Raw genomic sequence first — 19,445 nt, forward strand, 5'->3', positions numbered from 1 at the left:
CTATGAATCGAACCTAGTGATGTAAAAAAAGTGTCTAACTTATTGACATACGAGCAAAACCGTTTGCTTACGGGCTAACTCACCATTTGCAACCTTCAAGTTTTCCTTTTCGCTGAGTGAGTTAGCAATGGCCGTGTTCAACTGCACGTTTTTAGCGCTTTGGTCTGCCTTGGCAGCATCAATATTTTGCTCTGCCTTTTGAATATCATCAGCCGTTGGCAATTGCTTGCTGTCATCATACAACTTAAAGTTATAGCTGTAATCACCCTTCGAAGTTTTTACAGTGACTTTGTAAGCGTTATTTGCTTTGACATCGATTTTCTTCTTATCAAAATTAAAGGCAACAGAAGAGTAGCCGTTACGTGAATACCAGCTCGTGTCATAAATCTTATCGTTATCAACGTTCAAAGTCTGACCAGTCGTTGTATTTTGGATTGTGACAGCTAATTCTTCCTGCTTATTCGAAATTTTGTAACCGAGTCCATAGCCAAAGTCAACAGACCAACAAACATCTGAACCATTGGCTAAACTTGCAGGAAAAAGATTAGCAGCAGGGAAAGAAATGATGGTCTTTGAATCTTTACTCATTTGCATGGACGCATCGTGGTTCATCTGCAAGGCGGTCATCCCAGATGCCGTTCCAAATCCAACAGCCGTTGAACTTGGGTTCAACATCGTCTGACGGTGGCCAACCATTGCCGGACGGAAGCCGGCCATGGCGTTGCTATCATCTAACAGCCAACCGCGCATCGTGTATTGCAAGGCATAGGCATAACCACCCGTTTGATACAAGTTAGAGTTACCTGCTCCATTTGCTGCTTTATCCCAATCCGAATTAGATACGTTGGCTGGCTTTGTTTCATCGTCTTTCAACGTGTGCGTCATGGCATAAATAGCACCTTCAACAGCTGCCGTCGTCTGGTCTTCATTTGCCAAATTGGCATCAGAGGTCACGGTTGATAAGCCAAACATCGTTCGGTAGTAATTCAGCCAATCAATAGCATTTTGCATGGCCTCATCAGTCAACTGGCCAGGTACAAAAGTCCCATCAGCCTTTTGCTGTGGTTGAACCGCATAGATGTTGTTCCTTAGTGATTCTGTCTTTTCAGCCAAACGAGTATATGTCGCATTGCTGTCATTGATTTGCTGCTTCTCAGCATCTGTATAGAAATCTGCTGCTTGCTTAACTTTATCCAAATCAGCCGTCAACTGATCAACCTTTTGTTGCGCGGCATCGTAATTACTTTGGGCTGTCTTCAAAGCAGTTTCAGCATCGTTAGAAGCTTGCTGCTGTTGTTGAACGTTCTTTGTCGCCGTCTCTACATCAGCCTTTGCCTGGTTGTAGGCAACACCCGCTGCTTGCAAAGCCTGGTTAGCTGCATCAAGTTCTGCCTTTTTTGCAGTAACCTGCTGGTTGGCGTCGTTCACCTGTTGGCTCAAGTTCGCCTGATTGTTGTCATCAGCACTAACCTTCTGATTCGCAAATGCTGCAAGACCAGTTGCCGCAGCAATGGTCAAGGCAGTCGTATAGATTCTCTTTGACATTCCTTCTCTCCTTAAAAATTGAGGGAAATTTTCCACTTCTAATATTTCTCTATTTATCGTTGAAAATTAAATCAACATTAAAATTGTAACATGAATGGAAAGAGGAAGGAAAAAGGACTTAAATCAGAATAGAAATTTCTATATTTTTAAACAAAGAACTTATCATTTGTAATAAAATCAATCAATTCTTTCGGAAAAGCATTCAACTGTGAAGAATTTATAAATTCCTGATATATCCGACTATTCTTCTTTACATCAGGCTGTTGCATTAACTTTTCCCATCCCACTACATTGTCTGAAAAATAACTTTCTAATGTATCACTAACTACAAAGACATATCCAAAGTTACCAGGTAAGATGAAACCATTAGTATCAGTATCAATATCAATTCCTACTTTTTCCAAAATCTTTTTATTATTATTTATATGTTGATTTCTAAGTTCTTTAGTCTTTTTTTCATCCCCCTTTTGTTTCTCTTTCATACGTGTTTCAAATCCGCTATCGTTATCAAACATTATCTTAATTGGGATGCCTAATTTTTTTAGTATATCTATACAGAACGGCATATTGGTTTTAGGGCATTTTATAACCTCAATACCCTTTAACGAAAACGGTAAATCTGTTTTTTCTGTTAAGGCATCGATATACGCCACTTCATTCGGCCCCTCAACTAAAAAAACACCTTCTGAAAAAATACCATTAGCTAATTCATTTCCCAATGCGTTCTTTATAAGATCAGGCTTATTTGGATTGATATTTAATAATTCTTGATCACTTATATTATTAATTTCAGTATGTATATCGTCATTTTCAACAGAATTTCTTTTCAACTTATACGTTTGGTTTATTTTTTCGACATCTAAAAAATTTGGTGAATGAGTTGCATAAATAACTTGAATTTTCTTTTCACTAGAAGCAGTTAATTTTTTTAAAACATGTGCAAACCGCTTTTGTTGAATCGGATGTTGATATAACTCTGGCTCTTCTATAGCAAGACACAATTCTTTTGATGTTTCAGTAGATGCATTTTCGGACAGCAATTGCAAAGCAGCTATCAGCAATGTTCTTTGAAATCCGTGCCCTTGGTTTTCGACATTCGAACTAAACTTTTCTTCAATGACAGCAATATTAAATTTTGCTTGTGGAGGTAAAATTTCAGCGATATCTGGTTGTATTCTAACTTTCCTACCAACACTATATTGTCTTAAATGTTCATTCAGAGCACTTGTTAATTCGTTTAAGGGGTTAGCATAATATTTTTTATAAATATCTTTTTCTTTATCTTGAACAGAATCAAAAAGCTCTTGTAAGGGTTCACTCGCCAATTGCCTATCAACTACACGTTCGATTATATTGCTGAATAATGTTTTTTTTACATCTGCAGTTTCCTCGTTAGCCCTAAGATCTGCTCTGACCAATGTATATTCAAAAAGCTTAGAAAGTCTACCTTCTCCAGCAAATCCTTTAAAACTAGTACTTAACGATTCTTCAATATCTTCTAAGTTTTCAGGATGAGTATTCTCCCATTCTCTAAGAGCCTCATCAATATCATTCTGTCTCTTACGATCAGGCAAGCCTAAATCTGGCATATTATCTCTTAATTTCTGATAATTATTTTTCTTCTCAGTAGCAGTTTTTGAAGCTTTAGTCTCCGAAAAAGGAGGATAGCCCTTTACATTGGCTGAAAGAATTTCCTCATCAGACAACATTTTGTGTATTCTCCACACCGTAAACTCATTTGAATCGTCATTTACATATTGTGACCCAATTATTTCACGGTCATAATCTGTCAAATTATCGAAAGTAACACTAACCTCAATATTTTCCTTAGAATGTCCAAATGTAGCATCTTTTTCGGATAGCTGTGTATATTTATTACCGTTAAAAAACCAATCCAATGCATATAGAATTGTAGACTTACCAGCTCCATTTGGACCAACAAAATTTGTGATATTATAAAAAATAATTTTTTGATCGTATATACTTCTGAAATTTTTAATATGAACTGATTTAATTTTCATTACTATCTCCCATCATTAAGTCACATTCTCTAATCAATTCTTGAATATTTTTACGAGAAATTTTTATTTCGTTATAATGATTTTTTTCGCTAAAACTATCCCCATATTCAACAAGATCTTCTTGTGCAATTGGAAACCATTTTTTACATTTTCCCCTTAATGCTAGATATCCTTCTTTGCCTTGACCATTAAATTCATATGATGATTTAGCATGTAAAATCATATGTTCTAAAACATCACAGAAAACCAGATTATCAGGAATTTGTGTAACAAAGTATTCCACTTGATTTGAAAATAATTCTTCTTTCTTAGACTCGAAAACGATCTTGTTATTTTTTATTCCTGACTTCGAAGAAAGATTACTAAATTCCTTTTCTAAAATATGGTGTATGTATAAACCTTTTTTGCTATTTTTTCTGCGCTTGCGCAACTTAACGTCGTCCCCTTTAACAACGTTCTCAAAATTTTCCTTATAAAAATAGGGTTTCCCTACTGCTGAATATCTTTTTTTTAAACTATGAACGGCTTCCATATAAGACATGTTTTTACTTATTAAAGATTTATACCATGCAAAATTTTTTTCTGAACTTATCATTTTTCTTTCCAATATTAAATAAAAAAACAGCCTCACGGCTGTCAAACGACAATGTTGAAGTAGGATAGAATTCAACTTAGTCAGTATAGCATAAGTATTGCAGTAATGTTACATGAATACTAAATGAAAATTAAAAGACGTTATTTGTTCTTCTTGTCTTGGGCAAATTCAACGGATGGGTTGAATTTGAAACCGGCCTTGACACCTTTGCGGATGATGGCGAGCTTTTCTTTTTTGTTGTCGGTGTTGGAGAAGAAAATGTCGATGTAGTCCAACCAAGGGCGGGCTTCGGCACGAAGCTTACGGTAGAGGCCACGTTGGCGGGCGTAGTACATCTTGTTTCGGTAGTGGTAGAAGTAACGGGGCGTCCGGTCGGCGGAGTCGGACTTCAAAGAGGAGCCGACGTTGGCCTTGGTAGCGTGGGTTACCTTTGAGGCTGGCACGAAGTATCCGGGACGGATGCGGGCGAGACGTTCCGTATATTCAATGTCGTCACCCCAGATGAAGAAGTCCACAATTGGCAAGCCGACTTTGGCAACACAGTCACGGGCAACCAAGAGAGAAACGAAAGTAGCGTTCCGTGTTTGAACGACATTGGTTTCGGAATCGGGAATGCGACGACCGTTCATGTACCCCATAACGTTCATCTTAGCCAAGCCACCGTCTTTCCACAAAACCTTTGATGAAAGGAATGAGAAATCATCGTTCGTTGAGGCGTAATCCATCAAGGCCTTCAATGAATCGGGATGGGCCATCGTGTCGTCATCCATGATCCACATGTAGTCGTCTTCCGTTTCTTCCATGAAGTAACGGATTCCCTTGTTAAAGCCACCAGCGCCACCGATGTTTTCGGGCAAGCGGAGGTAATCAATCTTATCCCCAAGTGATTCCAAGTATTCCTTGGTATCGTTTTCACTGTTGTTATCAACAACGATGATGTGGGACAACTTATATTCTTGGTTAAGCAAGGCCTCGATGCTTTGCTTCAAAAGATCCAAACGGTTATAGGTAACAACAATCGCTGAAACCTTCTTTTGTTCAGTCATGGTATACAATTCCTCTTAATCAATATAATTCCAAATTATTGGCAATAAAATTATAGCATAAAGAAAGAGCAGCCGGACGATTGTTCGGCTGCTCCTAGAAAAGTTACTAAATTTTTAATAAATCGACAGACTACTTGTTCGTAGGCGTATCATCCTGAGCGGTTGCCTTATAGGTTTTACCATCAAGATTCAAAGCCCCCTGGTCCAAGACCTTGTTTGTAATCATCTTAGTCTTGTGTCCCTTGATTTGCATAATGTAACTTGGGGCAAAGGTATGACTCTGTTGGAAAGCCGTGACGACGAACTGGTCATTGACCACCTTTTCTGGTCGAACGACTAGGTAGGCATAACTATAAGCCGGGTCGGATTCCGCCAGGTTTCCCTGCAAAACCAAACCGTTACCGTTCAAAGGCTTGTACGTTCCGTTAATGCCGTTATCTGATACATAACCAAACATGTAGTTCTTGTTAATCAAATATGGATCGTTCGTTGACAAGCTCTTTCCCGTGAAGCAAGTAAAGAGGTACCACTTGCCCTTGTATTCAAAGAGGTTTGGCCGCTCCATGATATCAAGGGTGGCGTTAGCCGTCACCATCGGTTTCATGACTTTCTTCACCGTAAAGTCCTTGTTCAGCTCAAGCTTTCCAAGAGCAGCGTTGGCTTGATAAGCGCGGTCGTACTCGTTGGAATTCACGTTGGACTTGATTCGATTCAGGTCCTTCTTGTAGAAGGAATAGTTACCGAAGTAGCTATAGTTCTTAAAGTTCGCTGCCCCCTGTTCACCGGAATCACGGGCGGTGTTTCCTTCAAAGGTCAGGTAGTACTTGTCACCATCGACAACGAAGTGTGGGTCACGCATGGCAAAGGAATCTTCCACCTTGCCCTTGTTTTTGGCAGCTTGGTCATACGTTTCGTAAATCTTGCCATCCCCCACAAAAACCGTCTTGTGGTCGCTGGCCTTCTCGTGGTTGATTGTCAAACCAGAGTTCCAGTCGAAACCATCGGCTGGATCCAGTTGAACCTTCGCGGTGGTCAAAGCCTGCGCCTGGTTACCATTCACAATGGCGTTCGTGTAAAAGACACGGAGTGTTGTATCGTTTTCGTGCATCATGGTTGTGGAACCAGACCACTCACTCTTCAGCATATCGAGGTACTCATCCTTCTTGCCGCTGTGCCCTTCACCAGAAGTTTCAAAGACGTCCCCCAGGTACTGCCAAGAACTGATGTCAGATTCATTATCTGAAATTTTTTGGGCGTACAGACCAATCTTCACTCCGTTGACATCGACTCGTTGCCCCTTGGAGGTCAATCCCATTACCAGTCGATAGCCATGGAAGTTCGCGACCGTGCCATCGGGCTTGGTCACTGGCCAAGAATCCCAGACAGCCACTTTATCCCACTGACCAGTCTTGGTGTCGTAATACCGACTACTTGGTACGTCACTCAATAATTTATTCTCGGTAAACTGTGGTGACCGTTGATTATTGCTCTTCGTCATTGACGACTGAACGGACGTCATATCAGCACGGGTAAACTTGGCGACGCCAAGTTGGTTATAGGCCACCCGAATACGGTGACGGTGTTGGTAACCAAAACCAGCAGCTGCGGCAATCAACAAAAAGAGAACAAAAAGAATCCAAAAGTTTCGCTTGCTTAAGTGAAACTTCTTTTTTGTTGTGTGGCGATGTTGCATTTTTTTAACTCCCTTATCCAAAAGAAAAGTAGGCCTCAGAGTAAGACCTACTAGTATCAGATAATATTATAACGAGAATTAAATAAAATAACTAGGAAAAACTGACAGACCGGTTATTTTCGTTTAATCTTTATAAAAACACAAGAAATAGCAAGCGTGAAAACAAAGAGCACGAACAAGCTAGCGTAAGCAAGCGGGCTGACCCGATCGGCTTTTTTCACCGTTCCAAAGTCATAGACAAAGTTCAAGCCAGTCACCTTCTGACCGTTATCTTTCACAACCGGTCCTTGCAGATTCGTTGTGCCTAACTGTTGTAGGAAAGTCGTCTTGATGGCCTGCTTGCCTTCATTGACAAGGTCGAGTCGATAATTACCCTTAGCGAAGGTTTCATCGAGGCTATTCAAACCGACTTTTGGCTGAATTGAATAAACTTGGTTCGTGGCTAAGTTGGTTAAGGTCAGGGACAAATCCTTGGCCTCTGCCTCAGTGACGTCACCTAGCGTGAAAGCAAAGTTCGTGGCGGTGTCTTTCAATTTGAATGAACTGGTTTGGTAGTGGTGGCCAGGCTGAACTGTGGCTTCTTGCCGACCGTCTTCCGTATAGAAATCAAAGCCGGAAGCGTAGACGTTTCCAATCTTCGTTTCAGTGGCCGTAAATTGTCGGAACCCGTTCCCGAAGCCAAGCAACAGGCAGAGCAGGCTGACGGTTGCTAAGCCAGGCAGAACGACCTGTTTTCTTGGTTGATTGGCTGACTTTTGTTCCTTAAAGGCCAGCCAGGCAATGACGGCAAGCATCAGTAAGAACGGCACTGCTGGTAGTGCGTAGCGGTCACGCACCTCCCACAAGAAGACGTGGAAAGTGAAGACGCCCAAAATACTCAAGTCCGCAAAGAGAACGAGCGCGGTCATGAGTTCACTCAAAACCTTCTTTTTCCTCAAGAGCAGCCAGTTGACATAAAGAGCTGCCACCACCATCAGAATGTAAACCGGTTGAAAGAGGTTGCCCAGATAGCCCAAAAGGCTTGGCACCTGCCACTCATGCTTGACCAGTCCCGTTACCTGCATCTTTGCCATGTCCTGGTTTGAATAGGCCAAGGCAAATTGGAAGGTTTCCTTTTTCAGCAAGTGCTTCGCAATCCCCTTAACCCCAAGCGTTTTCAAGCGTTGCTTGAACTCCGCCGTGATTTTCTTAGCACGTTCATCCTTTGGCAAATCGCCATACATGCCAGAATCCGGTCCGTTAATTTCACCACTCGTTTGTGGGTTCCAAGACATGTTGACATAGCGGATTGACGGCGTTACCAAACTGGGCTGACTGACGTAGCCCACCTGATGCTGCACAGACTTCATGCCAACGGTCCCAAGCAACGTTAGGGAAAGTCCCAGGACAACCGCTAACGCCTTCATTTTACGGCTAATTTTAGAGACAAAAAGCAGTGTTAATAATAGGGCAATGAGGATAATCACCGAATTTTGCCGAACCACAATCCCTGCCGCCATCAACAGCATCATCACCACTAATTGACCAGTTTGTCCCTTCCGGGTCTTGGCTAAGGACAAGCGAATAAAGGAGCCGAGCACAGCAAAAATTGTTGCAACAGCGATTAAATCATTATAGGGAAAGACGATGTAGGTCAGTAATGGCAAGTAGAACAAGGACAGGATGACCACGAGCCACCCGGCGTTTTGCTTGACTTTGTTAAATGAAGTGCCGAAATAAAAGAGGGCGAGGTCCAAGAAGAGCAACTGCAGTAAGCGGACCAGGAAGAAAAACTTCGTCACACCCAACCACTTGAAGGGCGCTAAGCACATGGCCCAAAACAAGGTAACGTTAACGTTGTTGGGATAAAAGTAAAAATATTGGTACCAATGATGCTGCCCATCTAACAAGCGCCCCACCATGGTCATCACATAGCCAGTGTCTGAATAGACCGACCGCGAGAAAGTCAGCAAAAAGACCAGTTGGCAGAGCAGGCCCAGGGTGATGAAAAGAGCAATTCCCCTTCTAGAAAGCTTTGCCCGCCGTTCCCGGAGTCCAAACAAAAGAACAATGAGCGAAAGAACGGCACCAATTCGAAAAGTAGCCGGTAAGAAACTTGATTGTCCGATCCGAAAGCCCGTTTCCGGGTAACGAAAACAAGCCACGAAGATCAAAGACAAAAACATGACAATGGCGACACCAATCACTGGCCATGTAAAGAATTTTCGATTCAATAAACGGTGCATCTTTCTTCCTCTTTGTGTTATTACTTGCAGACAATTGATTTAAGAAAGTCTCTTTGACCGGTACCGACGATAGACAAGAACAACCAGAATGAACAAAATCGACAGGAACGAAATGCTCAAAAGCACGGGATGAACCGAACTCTTCGCTTGAACCGACACTGTGTAAGTTCCGGCTGCCAACACAAGTCGGGGTTGGTTCTCCGACTGGCTGGAAACGACTTTACCATTGACTAAAATCGCATAGTTAATGTGGCGGTAAGTGACCACGGGCAGGTTCACCGCTGCCAAACCATTGGTCTGAACGTTAAAGGTAATGCTGTTGTAAGTGCGTTTGGTTTCTTTTAGCTGGGCATTTTCTGGTGAATTTGTCTCGTAATCGACTTTTTTCGTTTGCTTATCAACCGGTAGGTAATCGGAAAACGAATAGCGATTCGTCAATTGTTCATCATACGTTTTCGCTTCCAAGCGGTCATGGTAAACGCTACTACCTAAGAACTGCTGGTGAATGTGGTAGGTCCCTGACAAGGACAAGGCGCAAACCAGTCCTTCGACAAGCAGGATTTTCCACTTGCCCCTGACTGGCCGTTGCGCAAAGTAAAGTACGGTCGCCACGATGATGCAAAGGACAATCAATGAGTTCAAACGACCCAAAAACTGGATCAACGAAATCGCTGAGTTCGAAAACTTGTCCCAGGGCCACCAGTTGAAGAGCGCAATCGTTAAAGCATCCCCTGCGATAATCCAAGCACCCCACTGCTTGAAACGTGCCGATTTAAACACCGCAACCGTGAGGACCACTTGAAGCAGCAAAAGGGGCAAACCGTAGGCCCAATAAGCTGTGTCTCGCATATCATTTTGAACAAAAGCCTGTAAGAAGGACCAGGGGTCGACCACAAATAAGTAACGGTCGGGTTCCACAAACTTGGCATTCGCATACAGACTAACCAGGTTAACAATGGAGTATAACCCAACTAACAAGGCCAGCCCTGCTGCTTGAAGCAGCGCCCACAGCTTTTGTAGCGATAACTGTTTGGTGAAACAGATGATGATTTCATAAAGCGCAACAAAGCCCAGAGCAAAGAGCAGCGTGAGCACGTGGCTATTGATAATCATCCCCATTCCCAAGCCCAACCAGTACTTACCAGATGGCCGCTTTTCATTAATCTGGATCACACCGGCAACGACCAAGGGTAGCCAGGCATAGGCAAAACTCTCACCAAAAGCGGAACGGGTGTAAAGGTCAACAAAATGGAAATTGTTGAACTGGTACAGGATGATTCCAAACCAAATCAACCAATCACGTTTCGTTAGCGTCTGCATTAAGACACGTGCGCTCAGCATGGTCAACAAATTTAAAATAACGAAACCAACGGCCAAGGCAACGATTGGATTGGCAATCAGAAAACGAGGCAAGACAAAAATCAGTCCCGGAATCCAAGGATAAATCGCATTAATGGCCACCCCAACCCGACTATTACTTGGTGAATAAGCAAAATTGAATAAGGAGGGCAAGTGACCGGACTTGAGGGCTTGATAAATATTCTCAAAGCGGTCTAAGTGGTAAAAGGCGTCCGATGAGGCGTTGTAGTAGTGGCCGGTAAATGCAGGGATAACCGCAACCGCCGCCAACAGCAGCATCAAGAGCACATCCAGTAAAAGATGAACTTTAGCGGATTCTTCGTATTTTAACCGAATTTTTGTTAGCATGACTTTTTCCAATCGATGTTTTGAGAATGTAATCCTAAATAAGATACAAAGGCAGACTGAAGCGTCTTATAACACTCCAAGTCTGCCAGCAACGACTACTTTTCTTCTTTTGCAATGAAAATGGGGCGACGCTTTGTCTCCAAGAAAATGGCCGCAATGTAGCGCCCGATAATCCCAAGGGACAACATCTGAATCCCCCCAATAAAGAGAATGATCGTGACCATGGATGGCCAACCAGCGACTGAGGTATTCGAAACCAGCGCCCGAATAACGATGAAAATCCCAGCCAAAAGTGAAGCGCCAAAAGTCAAAATGCCTAGCAAGGTCACCACCGTCAGTGGCACCGTTGAAAAGGAAACAATCCCCTCAATGGCATACTTCGTCAAGGACCAAAAAGACCAAGAAGTATTGCCAGCCACACGTTCACGGTTTTCAAAAGGAATGTACTTCGTTTTGAAACCAACCCAAGTAAAGATTCCCTTCGAGAAACGTTGGTTCTCAGACATGGAAAGGATGGCGTTCACCATTTGGCGCGACATCACCCGGTAGTCACGGGCCCCATCGACCAATTGGGTCTGAGACATCTTGTTCATCCACTTGTAGAACTGTGAAGAGAACCAAGAACGGAGAGGGGCCTCTCCCTTACGATCCGCACGGCGGGTGCCGACGGCATCGTATTCGCCCGATTCAACACCTGAAAGCATTTCCGGTAACAATTCCGGTGGATCCTGTAAATCGACGTCCATCACGGCAACGTAGTCACCCTTAGACTGTTCGAGACCAGCGTAGAGGCCCGCCTCCTTTCCAAAGTTACGGGAAAAGGACACGTAATGGACGCTCGAATCCGTCTTTGAAAGTTCACGCAAGATGGGCAAGGTCCGGTCCGTTGAGCCATCATCAATGAAGTGGTAGTCGACCCGAGCGTTAAGCTTCGGGAGAATTTCTTGGATAGCATCATAGAAAATTTGGATGGTTGCCTCTTCGTTGTGAACGGGGACAACAATGGATAACGTTGGCACTTGTCCGTCTGTCATTGGCTTCTCTCCTTTTTTAAGTAAATGCTTATGTACGTCACCAGCTGGTGACTTTTAAATTTAAAAACGGATTACTTCACTTCGTCGTGAGCAAAGTTAAAGTCGTCATCGATCCCAAATTCTTGGCGAACCGTGTTCAAGGCATCGTTGAAGACCTGATCCATGTCGAAGTAACGGTACTTACCCAAACGACCACCAAACATCACTTCAGGGGCGTTTTCACGAGCTTCCTGGACGTACTTCTTGTACAATTCCGTGTTCTTCTCGTTGTTAACTGGGTAGTAAGCTTCCTTCGTGCGGTCCCAATCTTGTGGGTATTCACGCGTGATGATGGTCTTTCCTTCGTCGGCCAAGCCATCAAAGTGACGCCATTCCATTTGACGGGTAAATGGTGTTTCCGCATCCGTGTAGTTAATAACGGCGTTTCCTTGGTAGTTATCAGAATCAATGGTTTCAGATTCAAAGCGCAATGAACGGTATTCCAATTCACCGTGCTTGTAATCGAAGAACTGATCAATCATTCCCGTGTACAAAACCTTCGGGAATTCTGCCAAGAATTCATCCTTGTGGTCAAAGAAATCCGTATTCGTCATGACGTCAATCAAGCCGTCGGCCCGCTCAACCATGTGCTCAAAGATTTGCGTGTATCCACCGACAGGAATTCCCTGGTAGCGGTGATTAAAGTAGTTGTTGTCATAAATAAAACGAACTGGCAAACGCTTGATGATGAAGGCTGGCAATTCTGTTGCCTTACGGCCCCATTGCTTTTCCGTGTAACCCTTGATCAAGGCCTTGTAGATGTCTGTACCAATCAAGGAAATGGCTTGTTCTTCCAAGTTACGTGGTTGACGATCGCCCAATTCCTTCAAAGCGGCAGCCTTTTGTTCTTCAATCTTGGCCTTGGCCTCGTCAGGCGTCTTCGTTCCCCACATTTGGTAGAAGGTGTTCATGTTAAATGGCAAGTTGTAAAGCTTACCGTTGTAGTTGGCAATCACCTGGTTTTGGAAGCCGTTGAATTCAGCGAACTGACGAACGTAATCCCAAACCATCTTGTTGTCCGTGTGGAAGATGTGCGCACCAAAGTCGTGCACCGTAATACCGTCTTCGACGTGCGTGTGTGTGTTTCCTCCAATGAAGGCCCGCTTTTCAACAACCAATGAACGCTTACCGCGCTTAGCTGCTTCGTAGGCAAAAGTCATACCGAAAGGTCCGGCACCGACAATCAAGTAATCGTAGTTCTTTGTGTTAAATTTATTAGTCATTAGAAATGCACCTTTTTCTTTGCGTTAGGGAAAAACTTTCGCTTCAGGAACTGGGTTCCCTTATCCAACCAATTCGTCTTGTCCAACGAGATGACCGGCTCTTCCACGTAGGAATAACCTCGTGTGTGGAGCCATGTGTCCATCAAGCGTTCCGAGAGGAAGCCGAAGACCCGCAGGTCCTGCCCCTCGAGTGTGGATAAGTCGACCTGTTGCTCGACTTTTTCCAAAACACCAAAGAGGAAGGTTGCGTAATCATCAAAGACCGCGCGCTTCATCACAAACATGTTGAAGAGGTGGGCCTTGGTCGACTTTTCCATTTCCTGAAAGGCTGGATAAAAGTCTGGGTAGTCATCACGAATCACCTTTTCCATGATGAAGTAGGGTTCGTTGGCATGGGCATGCAGGTAGTGATTGCGCTGATTTTCAATGAAGTAATTACGGGCTTTGGGTAAAATCACGTCATACTTTCGTAAGAGCGCTTCCATCTGTGCCTTCGTCAAACGATCAGCTGGAAGATGGGATTTCTTCAACCCCAAGTACCGGCGGTAATGCATCAGCCCGACGATGTCCGACTGACTGTTCTTCCAAGCCCAATAAATGGCCGTCAGTTCGTTGAAATTCGGATTCTTTTTGGAAATGTTCTCCCCACTATCATCACGGAGATAATTCGCGGGTATGGACTCTCGGATGGCTGACCCAACCATGATTGGTTGGTAGCAGCCATCCGATGGAATGTCATAAACTTTATGAGTTGCTACGTAAACCGTCATTTTTGTATCTCCTGTTCAAGACGCAGTATGTGCTTACGGTATAAGAAAAACATCAACAGGTACGGCCAAAGAAAGACCTGAATCACGAAAATTGATGAGAAGGCTGCCAACACGATCATCGTCAGAAAGGCAATGATCAGAGCGCGACTCCACGACTTTTCCTCATCCGACAAAGCCAAGTAGGCCAGGCGGTACTTAACAAAGTACGTACGGGCTACCAGGCGGAAAAGTAGGAAGAAGGCGGGAACCATGATAATCAACCCAAAGGCGGCAAACCACCCCAAGAAGTCCGAAAGGTTTGGGTAACCATACTGTGAGTATACCTGTTGAAATTCAAAGTTGTGCGTCGTTGCTTCCGGCACATTTTGAATGATGTAATACGAAGTAAAGCCATAACCAACGCCCACCAAGGGATGGGTAACGAAGGTCAACAAGAGACCAATTGTTCCACCTAAGCGGTTATCAGTTCCCCCCTTTGCAAAGAGGAACTGGTTGAGCAAGTTGTGGATCGTTGGGACTTTCAAGTAGGCCAAGGCCAGCACGGCAACACCAGTAAACGCCATCGCGACCAGGAAGTAACGCTGTCCGCCCTTTGCCCAAACAATCCAGAGCAAGTAGGCAATGACCGCGGTCAAAATACCAGTGGTCGTCTTCGCCAATAACAGCACCACGAAGAGAACGAAGGCAAAGAAAACGTTCAACGACACAGCGGCCCAACGGGTCTTTGTCCAGTTCCAAATCTTTTGCTTGGTGGTCGTTAACCCGATCAAAATGGGCAAATAAGTCACGCCCAATAAATTGGCAAGAAAGGCCGCTTCAGGTTCAAAGCCGTTCACACGGTTTTCCGTCGTAGCATAAGAACCATTGGCATAAAAGTTATAGCCCTGCCCGTGCATCTTCCAATGCCGTTCAAAGACTTTGGCAATGACGTTCACGTAGTGGTCCAAGCGGTGAAGACCGATGGTCACCATCACCTGCGGTAGGACCACGAGGAGAAGGTAGAAAAAGAGTGCAATCAACCCAGATTTAATAAAGACCTTCTCATCACGTTCGCTAATGACCGTTACTTGAATAACGGCCCAGGCGACGTAAACCGTTGCCGTCCAACCAGCCAAAACGATGACCGTGTGCAAAAGCCCGGACGTTAGCTGGCTTTCACCTGTTTGTCCGTAGGAACGGAGCATGACCAGCAGCTGAACAGCCCAAACGAAAATGCCCATGTAGAGGGCGCTTTTCGAAGGACGAATGCTCGCTAACCGATTGGGAAATCGGTACAGCTGTAAGAGAATAATCAGAATAAATACAGGAAAAGCCACCATTGCGGTGGTCTCTGCCAAAGAATTGGTATAATTCTTCGAAAAAAATGTAATTGGAAGAAGAAAATTAACCATGTGGCAAACTTATCCCTGCTTCTTTGCTTGACGGTAGTTAGCGTGAATACCAGCCACCATGATACCAAAGGCTGACAAAACAAGACCGAGCACGGCACCAAAGAGCGTCAACTTCTTGGCTGACTTAAAGGCTGACTTGGTTACATCGGAACCAGTTGCCTTTGACATCAATTCAGGCTGTGCCATATCAGGGTAAAGCTTTGGTCCCATTTCGGCAAAAGTCTGTGCATATACGTTAACCAACGTCTTGGCCTTGTATGTGCTTGCGCCCGTTGCCTTAAAGGATAGCATCAACGTGTCTGTTGGGTTATCGACTTTGACAGCAGTGGAAATATCGGACTTGGACAACTTGTATGGTAAGGCATCCTTGACAGCCGAAACGATGGCGTCGTCTTGAGCAATCTTTTCATAGGTGGCAATCATGGACTTGTCAGCCAGGAAACGGGAATTTGGATCCTTGACGTTCGTGTTGTCCTTGGCCACTAAGACATCACGCGAAGCTGAATAGTTCGTAATGGTCTTACCAGACTTGGCGTAGGCAAACCCCGCCCCCGCAAAGATAATCATCATCAAAGCGATGACCCAGCTGTAGCGGATAAAACGCTTTAACAAGTTCGTTAACGAAAATTCCATTTTGTATCTCCTATTTCTAGACACTTTAGTAAGCGCCGTCCCCTTTAAAAATGGCAATGACTGTCAAAAACATAATCTTAAAGTCCAAACCAAGGTTCGCCCGATCAACGTAATCCAGCTCAATTTGAGCACGTTCAGGGTAGCCAATGTTTGACCGACCGGATGCTTGCCAAAGACCAAAGACACCAGGCTTTACCGATAGAAACTTTTTGATCCGTTCCGGACTACCATATTCAACCAGTTCTTTTTCCACGACTGGTCGAGGACCAATAATGGACATATTACCAATCAATGTATTAACAAATTGAGGAAGTTCATCCAACGAAGTTCGCCGCAGAATTGCCCCAATTTTGGTAATTCGTGGATCTTCCTTTGTCGGTAACTTATAGCCGTTATCGACAAATTTTCGATAAAGTTCAGGATTTGATTTCAAAATCTCATCCGCATTATCGACCATTGATTGAAATTTATATATTTTAAAATGTTTCCCACCTTGACCAACGCGGTCTTGGCTATAGAAAACATGCGACGTCCCCTCTGAAAACTTAATCCAGAGCGCGATTATAAGAAAAATCGGTGAAAGAACCACCAATGCGACGATGGACACCACAATATCTAATAAACGTTTGGGAAGACGATAGAACAAGAGCTTCTTCACTGCCCCATCCTCCGTTTAATTATTTTTGTTCACAACCGCTAATTATACCAGAAAGGGAGAATTAGCGGAAGATTGTGCGTTTTAAGAGCTGATTAAGAATTGGCGCCCGGAGCAAGAGCAAGACCAGAAGGTATACCGAAATCCCAATCAGACTTTCAACGGCTGTTGAGACAATGCCGATGCCATGGGTTGAGACAAAGGCAGTGACAACACCATACATGATGGCCGATGCCAACAAGTAACGCCAAATGCCGGTAAAGTGGGCCCAGACGGTCATGTCATGTCGGGTGACCACAAGCTGGTAGCCAATCACCGCCAATTCAGACAAAGCCGTTGCAATCGCGGCCCCGGCCACTCCCCACAAATAAATGAAGAAGAAGTTTAACAAAATGTTCAGCAAGGCGCCAAAGGTCACGGACCAAGTGTAGTCATTTAAACGCTTAGTTGGAATCAAGAATTGGTTGCCAATCACGTTTGACCAGCCAATAAAGACAATAATCGGTGTCAGCAAAACCAAAGCCGTTCCCACTTCGCCCCAGGACTTTCCCAAGAACCAGAGCATGGCCGTTGGCCCCACGGCAGCAATCCCCGCTGCCAGTGGAATGGCGATGGCCGACACAAAGTCCATGGACGAATGAATGGCTTTTTTCATTTGATCGTGTTCGCCAGCGGCAAAGTGAGCCGACATCCGGGGCAGCATCACCATCCCCACCGAAGTGACCAGTGCCAGACAGACTTTAATAATCTTGTCGGCGTTATCGTAAATTCCGGATGATGCTGTTGAACCCGTGATGAAGGGCAGCATCGTTTTGTTTAGTTGCAGGTAAATCTGTGTGGCAATGGTTGGCAAGAACATGAGAAAGACCGGCTTCCAATGAATGTTCAAGTCAAGTGAAGACAGTTTTGGTAGCTTAAACTTACCAATCAGGTAGAACCACATGGACAGGTTCCCGACAACCTGCGAAATGGCCAACAGCAAAATATAAGCCCCAACGTCGTTTGGCGTCTTCACCATAATGAAAATTAACGCCGTCATCAACAGCTTAATCAACATGTTTCGCAGAACGGTCTTCTTAAAGTCTTCCAAGCCCATGAAGTACCAGGAAATGTCAAAGATTCCGGAGAAAATCACCCAAATTTGATACCAAAGAAAGAGCTGGTAATGCTCAATCCGACTGTTCATTGCCCCACCGGCATAGATAAAGGCAATGTAGAGAATGATTGCAAGACCACCAGCCAAAAAATGAATGGTCTGGATTTCCCAAAATTTCTTTTGGCGAAGGGCTTCGTCCTCGTGGACATAGGCAATTTCACGTGATCCATAGGTCACGATTCCTAATGACGCAATCAACAAAAAATACGTAACCAGCGAATTTGTCCAGGAAGCAATTCCCACACCATCCTTACCAAGCACACGTGCCAAATAAGGTAAGGTAATGATGGGAACGATAATGTTTAGCAGCTGATAAGCCGCGTTGTAAAGATAGTTTTTAGCAACTTGCATGAAAATTTCACCTATTATTTTGGGTAGACAGTGCTACTTTATGACTTTTCATTAGTCGTAACAAAAATTACTTTACACCGTTTCTTTTAAAAGCGGTATCTTTTTAATCAGCAAAACCAGGAGCACAGATAACAACCAAACGAGCACTGGCATGCCATAGAATTGTTCTGGCGAACCATTTTTAAGGAAGCCTTGTCGACTAATAGTGTCGATAAAAAAGTCATGAATGACGTAAACACCGAGTGAGGCACCCGCCACGTTCTTCAATAGGCGAGCCAAGCGTGGCTTCGGTTGGAAATTAATCAACCAACGCTGGAATAAATTATAGACCGCAACGGACCAAGTGATACCAAAAATTCCCCAAATTGTGTAAACCTGATGCTGGTATTGTCCCCGTCGATCAGAAAGAACAATCGTTGCCACAATCATGATGACAACGGAAAGCAAGCCCGCAATGGTCAGCAGGTGCGTCTGACGTTTAGCCAAAGGAAAATGTTTGAGATACCAACCAATCGCAAAGAAAACGATGGATCCTGATAACCCAATACTGAACCCACCGATGAGGGCAAAGTCGTCTTGCTGTTTCACCTGGTAGTAATAGCTAATCACCCCATTAATGATCAGGTTTAGCACAATCAAGTACTGCACGAGCGCCTTATTCTCAACCGTGAAAATCTTCGTTAACAAGGGAGCCGATAAGTAGAAGCCAATGATAATGTAAAAGAACCAAAAAATTGGCTGGACGGAATTATGCATCAAGCCATTGAACAGCCGAGCATAAGTATGCCAGCTCGACCAGGGATGGTGCCATTCCTGCACGTTTTGATAGATAAACCAAACGATTGTCCAAAAAAGAAAGGGAATGGCTATCCGGTGCAGACGCTTCCTAAAAAAGGATGACGTTTCTTCTTTTAACCGATAATCCAATAAGTTGGCACCCGAAATCATGAAGAAAACCGGCACCGCAAAGATAAAGAGAACCTGTAGCACAACCGCTTCACGCCATGGTGCATCCCCAACGTTCCAAAAAGCATAGCCAGTTGAATGAAGCATCACCACTGCGAAAGTAGCGAAAATATTCAAAACATCCATATAGTAATAGCGTTTCATGATGACATTTAATCCTAACATTTCAAATAAAAATTGTCCGATACTTGTATTTTACCCTATTTTACAAGGAAAGATTAAAAAGGAAGGCCTTCTCAGAGAGAAACCCTTCCTTTTTAAATAAATCTTTATTTTTAACGAAGATAGTACGTGTAGTCATTACCGAAGTAATAATGCTTGCCATCAATCGTTTGTTCACCCTGAACCGCACGACCGTCGATGTCTGTCCAATAAGTGTAGCCCCAGGCTTGGCG

The 19,445-nt window shown here is 44.0% G+C and carries 15 protein-coding genes; all 15 read right to left on the bottom strand.

Annotated features, from left to right (window positions below):
- Positions 1-39 precede the first annotated feature (39 nt).
- Positions 40-1,545 (bottom strand): hypothetical protein, encoded by a 1,506-nt coding sequence (locus IV71_RS03410; protein ID WP_056995012.1) that lies wholly within the window; start codon positions 1,543-1,545, stop codon positions 40-42.
- Positions 1,546-1,691: 146 nt separating this feature from the next.
- On the bottom strand, positions 1,692-3,566 hold the full coding sequence (locus tag IV71_RS03415) for an ATP-dependent nuclease (protein ID WP_010017864.1): 1,875 nt from the start codon (positions 3,564-3,566) through the stop codon (positions 1,692-1,694).
- A complete protein-coding gene (locus tag IV71_RS03420; protein ID WP_056995013.1) occupies positions 3,556-4,161 on the bottom strand; it encodes an SAV1803-related protein in 606 nt (201 codons plus the stop codon). The genes IV71_RS03415 and IV71_RS03420 overlap by 11 nt, the downstream gene beginning before the upstream one ends.
- 140 nt (positions 4,162-4,301) lie before the next feature.
- Positions 4,302-5,207, bottom strand: a complete 906-nt coding sequence (locus tag IV71_RS03425) for a glycosyltransferase family 2 protein (RefSeq protein WP_010017862.1) — start codon at positions 5,205-5,207, stop codon at positions 4,302-4,304.
- A gap of 130 nt (positions 5,208-5,337) precedes the next feature.
- Entirely contained in the window at positions 5,338-6,900 is a 1,563-nt protein-coding gene (locus tag IV71_RS03430; RefSeq protein WP_010017861.1) for a glycoside hydrolase family 68 protein, read from the bottom strand.
- Positions 6,901-7,013: 113 nt separating this feature from the next.
- Positions 7,014-9,125, bottom strand: coding sequence for an integral membrane protein (locus tag IV71_RS03435; protein WP_010017860.1), 2,112 nt, complete (start codon positions 9,123-9,125; stop codon positions 7,014-7,016).
- A 39-nt stretch (positions 9,126-9,164) separates the two neighbouring features.
- Entirely contained in the window at positions 9,165-10,832 is a 1,668-nt protein-coding gene (locus IV71_RS03440) for a hypothetical protein (protein WP_010017859.1), read from the bottom strand.
- 95 nt (positions 10,833-10,927) lie between these two features.
- Positions 10,928-11,866, bottom strand: a complete 939-nt coding sequence (locus IV71_RS03445; RefSeq protein ID WP_010017858.1) for a glycosyltransferase family 2 protein — start codon at positions 11,864-11,866, stop codon at positions 10,928-10,930.
- 71 nt (positions 11,867-11,937) lie between these two features.
- Positions 11,938-13,128 (bottom strand): UDP-galactopyranose mutase, encoded by a 1,191-nt coding sequence (glf, locus tag IV71_RS03450; protein ID WP_010017856.1) that lies wholly within the window; start codon positions 13,126-13,128, stop codon positions 11,938-11,940.
- Positions 13,128-13,898: a DUF4422 domain-containing protein gene (locus IV71_RS03455; protein WP_010017854.1), complete on the bottom strand. Its 771-nt coding sequence runs from the start codon at positions 13,896-13,898 to the stop codon at positions 13,128-13,130. The genes glf and IV71_RS03455 overlap by 1 nt, the downstream gene beginning before the upstream one ends.
- The gene (locus tag IV71_RS03460) at positions 13,895-15,289 is read right to left on the bottom strand and encodes a hypothetical protein (RefSeq protein ID WP_010017853.1); all 1,395 of its coding nucleotides are present in this window, start codon (positions 15,287-15,289) and stop codon (positions 13,895-13,897) included. Before IV71_RS03460 ends, IV71_RS03455 begins: the two co-directional genes overlap by 4 nt.
- Positions 15,290-15,298: 9 nt before the next feature.
- Complete coding sequence (locus IV71_RS03465; protein ID WP_010017852.1) at positions 15,299-15,922, bottom strand: YveK family protein; 624 nt, start codon at positions 15,920-15,922, stop codon at positions 15,299-15,301.
- Positions 15,923-15,947: 25 nt separating this feature from the next.
- A complete protein-coding gene (locus tag IV71_RS03470; protein WP_010017850.1) occupies positions 15,948-16,580 on the bottom strand; it encodes a sugar transferase in 633 nt (210 codons plus the stop codon).
- Positions 16,581-16,641: 61 nt separating this feature from the next.
- Complete coding sequence (locus tag IV71_RS03475) at positions 16,642-18,084, bottom strand: flippase (protein WP_010017849.1); 1,443 nt, start codon at positions 18,082-18,084, stop codon at positions 16,642-16,644.
- A 72-nt stretch (positions 18,085-18,156) separates the two neighbouring features.
- Entirely contained in the window at positions 18,157-19,194 is a 1,038-nt protein-coding gene (locus IV71_RS03480) for an acyltransferase (RefSeq protein ID WP_010017847.1), read from the bottom strand.
- Between the last annotated feature and the right edge of the window lie 251 nt (positions 19,195-19,445).

The sequence above is a fragment of the Fructobacillus fructosus KCTC 3544 genome (genome assembly GCF_001438695.1).
In the GTDB taxonomy this organism is placed as follows: domain Bacteria; phylum Bacillota; class Bacilli; order Lactobacillales; family Lactobacillaceae; genus Fructobacillus; species Fructobacillus fructosus.

Coding starts and splice junctions, on each gene's coding strand:
- IV71_RS03410 (WP_056995012.1), bottom strand. CDS start 1,545: ATGTCAAAGAGAATCTATACGACTGCCTTGACCATTGCTGCGGCAACT.
- IV71_RS03415 (WP_010017864.1), bottom strand. CDS start 3,566: ATGAAAATTAAATCAGTTCATATTAAAAATTTCAGAAGTATATACGAT.
- IV71_RS03420 (WP_056995013.1), bottom strand. CDS start 4,161: ATGATAAGTTCAGAAAAAAATTTTGCATGGTATAAATCTTTAATAAGT.
- IV71_RS03425 (WP_010017862.1), bottom strand. CDS start 5,207: ATGACTGAACAAAAGAAGGTTTCAGCGATTGTTGTTACCTATAACCGT.
- IV71_RS03430 (WP_010017861.1), bottom strand. CDS start 6,900: ATGCAACATCGCCACACAACAAAAAAGAAGTTTCACTTAAGCAAGCGA.
- IV71_RS03435 (WP_010017860.1), bottom strand. CDS start 9,125: ATGCACCGTTTATTGAATCGAAAATTCTTTACATGGCCAGTGATTGGT.
- IV71_RS03440 (WP_010017859.1), bottom strand. CDS start 10,832: ATGCTAACAAAAATTCGGTTAAAATACGAAGAATCCGCTAAAGTTCAT.
- IV71_RS03445 (WP_010017858.1), bottom strand. CDS start 11,866: ATGACAGACGGACAAGTGCCAACGTTATCCATTGTTGTCCCCGTTCAC.
- glf (WP_010017856.1), bottom strand. CDS start 13,128: ATGACTAATAAATTTAACACAAAGAACTACGATTACTTGATTGTCGGT.
- IV71_RS03455 (WP_010017854.1), bottom strand. CDS start 13,898: ATGACGGTTTACGTAGCAACTCATAAAGTTTATGACATTCCATCGGAT.
- IV71_RS03460 (WP_010017853.1), bottom strand. CDS start 15,289: ATGGTTAATTTTCTTCTTCCAATTACATTTTTTTCGAAGAATTATACC.
- IV71_RS03465 (WP_010017852.1), bottom strand. CDS start 15,922: ATGGAATTTTCGTTAACGAACTTGTTAAAGCGTTTTATCCGCTACAGC.
- IV71_RS03475 (WP_010017849.1), bottom strand. CDS start 18,084: ATGCAAGTTGCTAAAAACTATCTTTACAACGCGGCTTATCAGCTGCTA.
- IV71_RS03480 (WP_010017847.1), bottom strand. CDS start 19,194: ATGAAACGCTATTACTATATGGATGTTTTGAATATTTTCGCTACTTTC.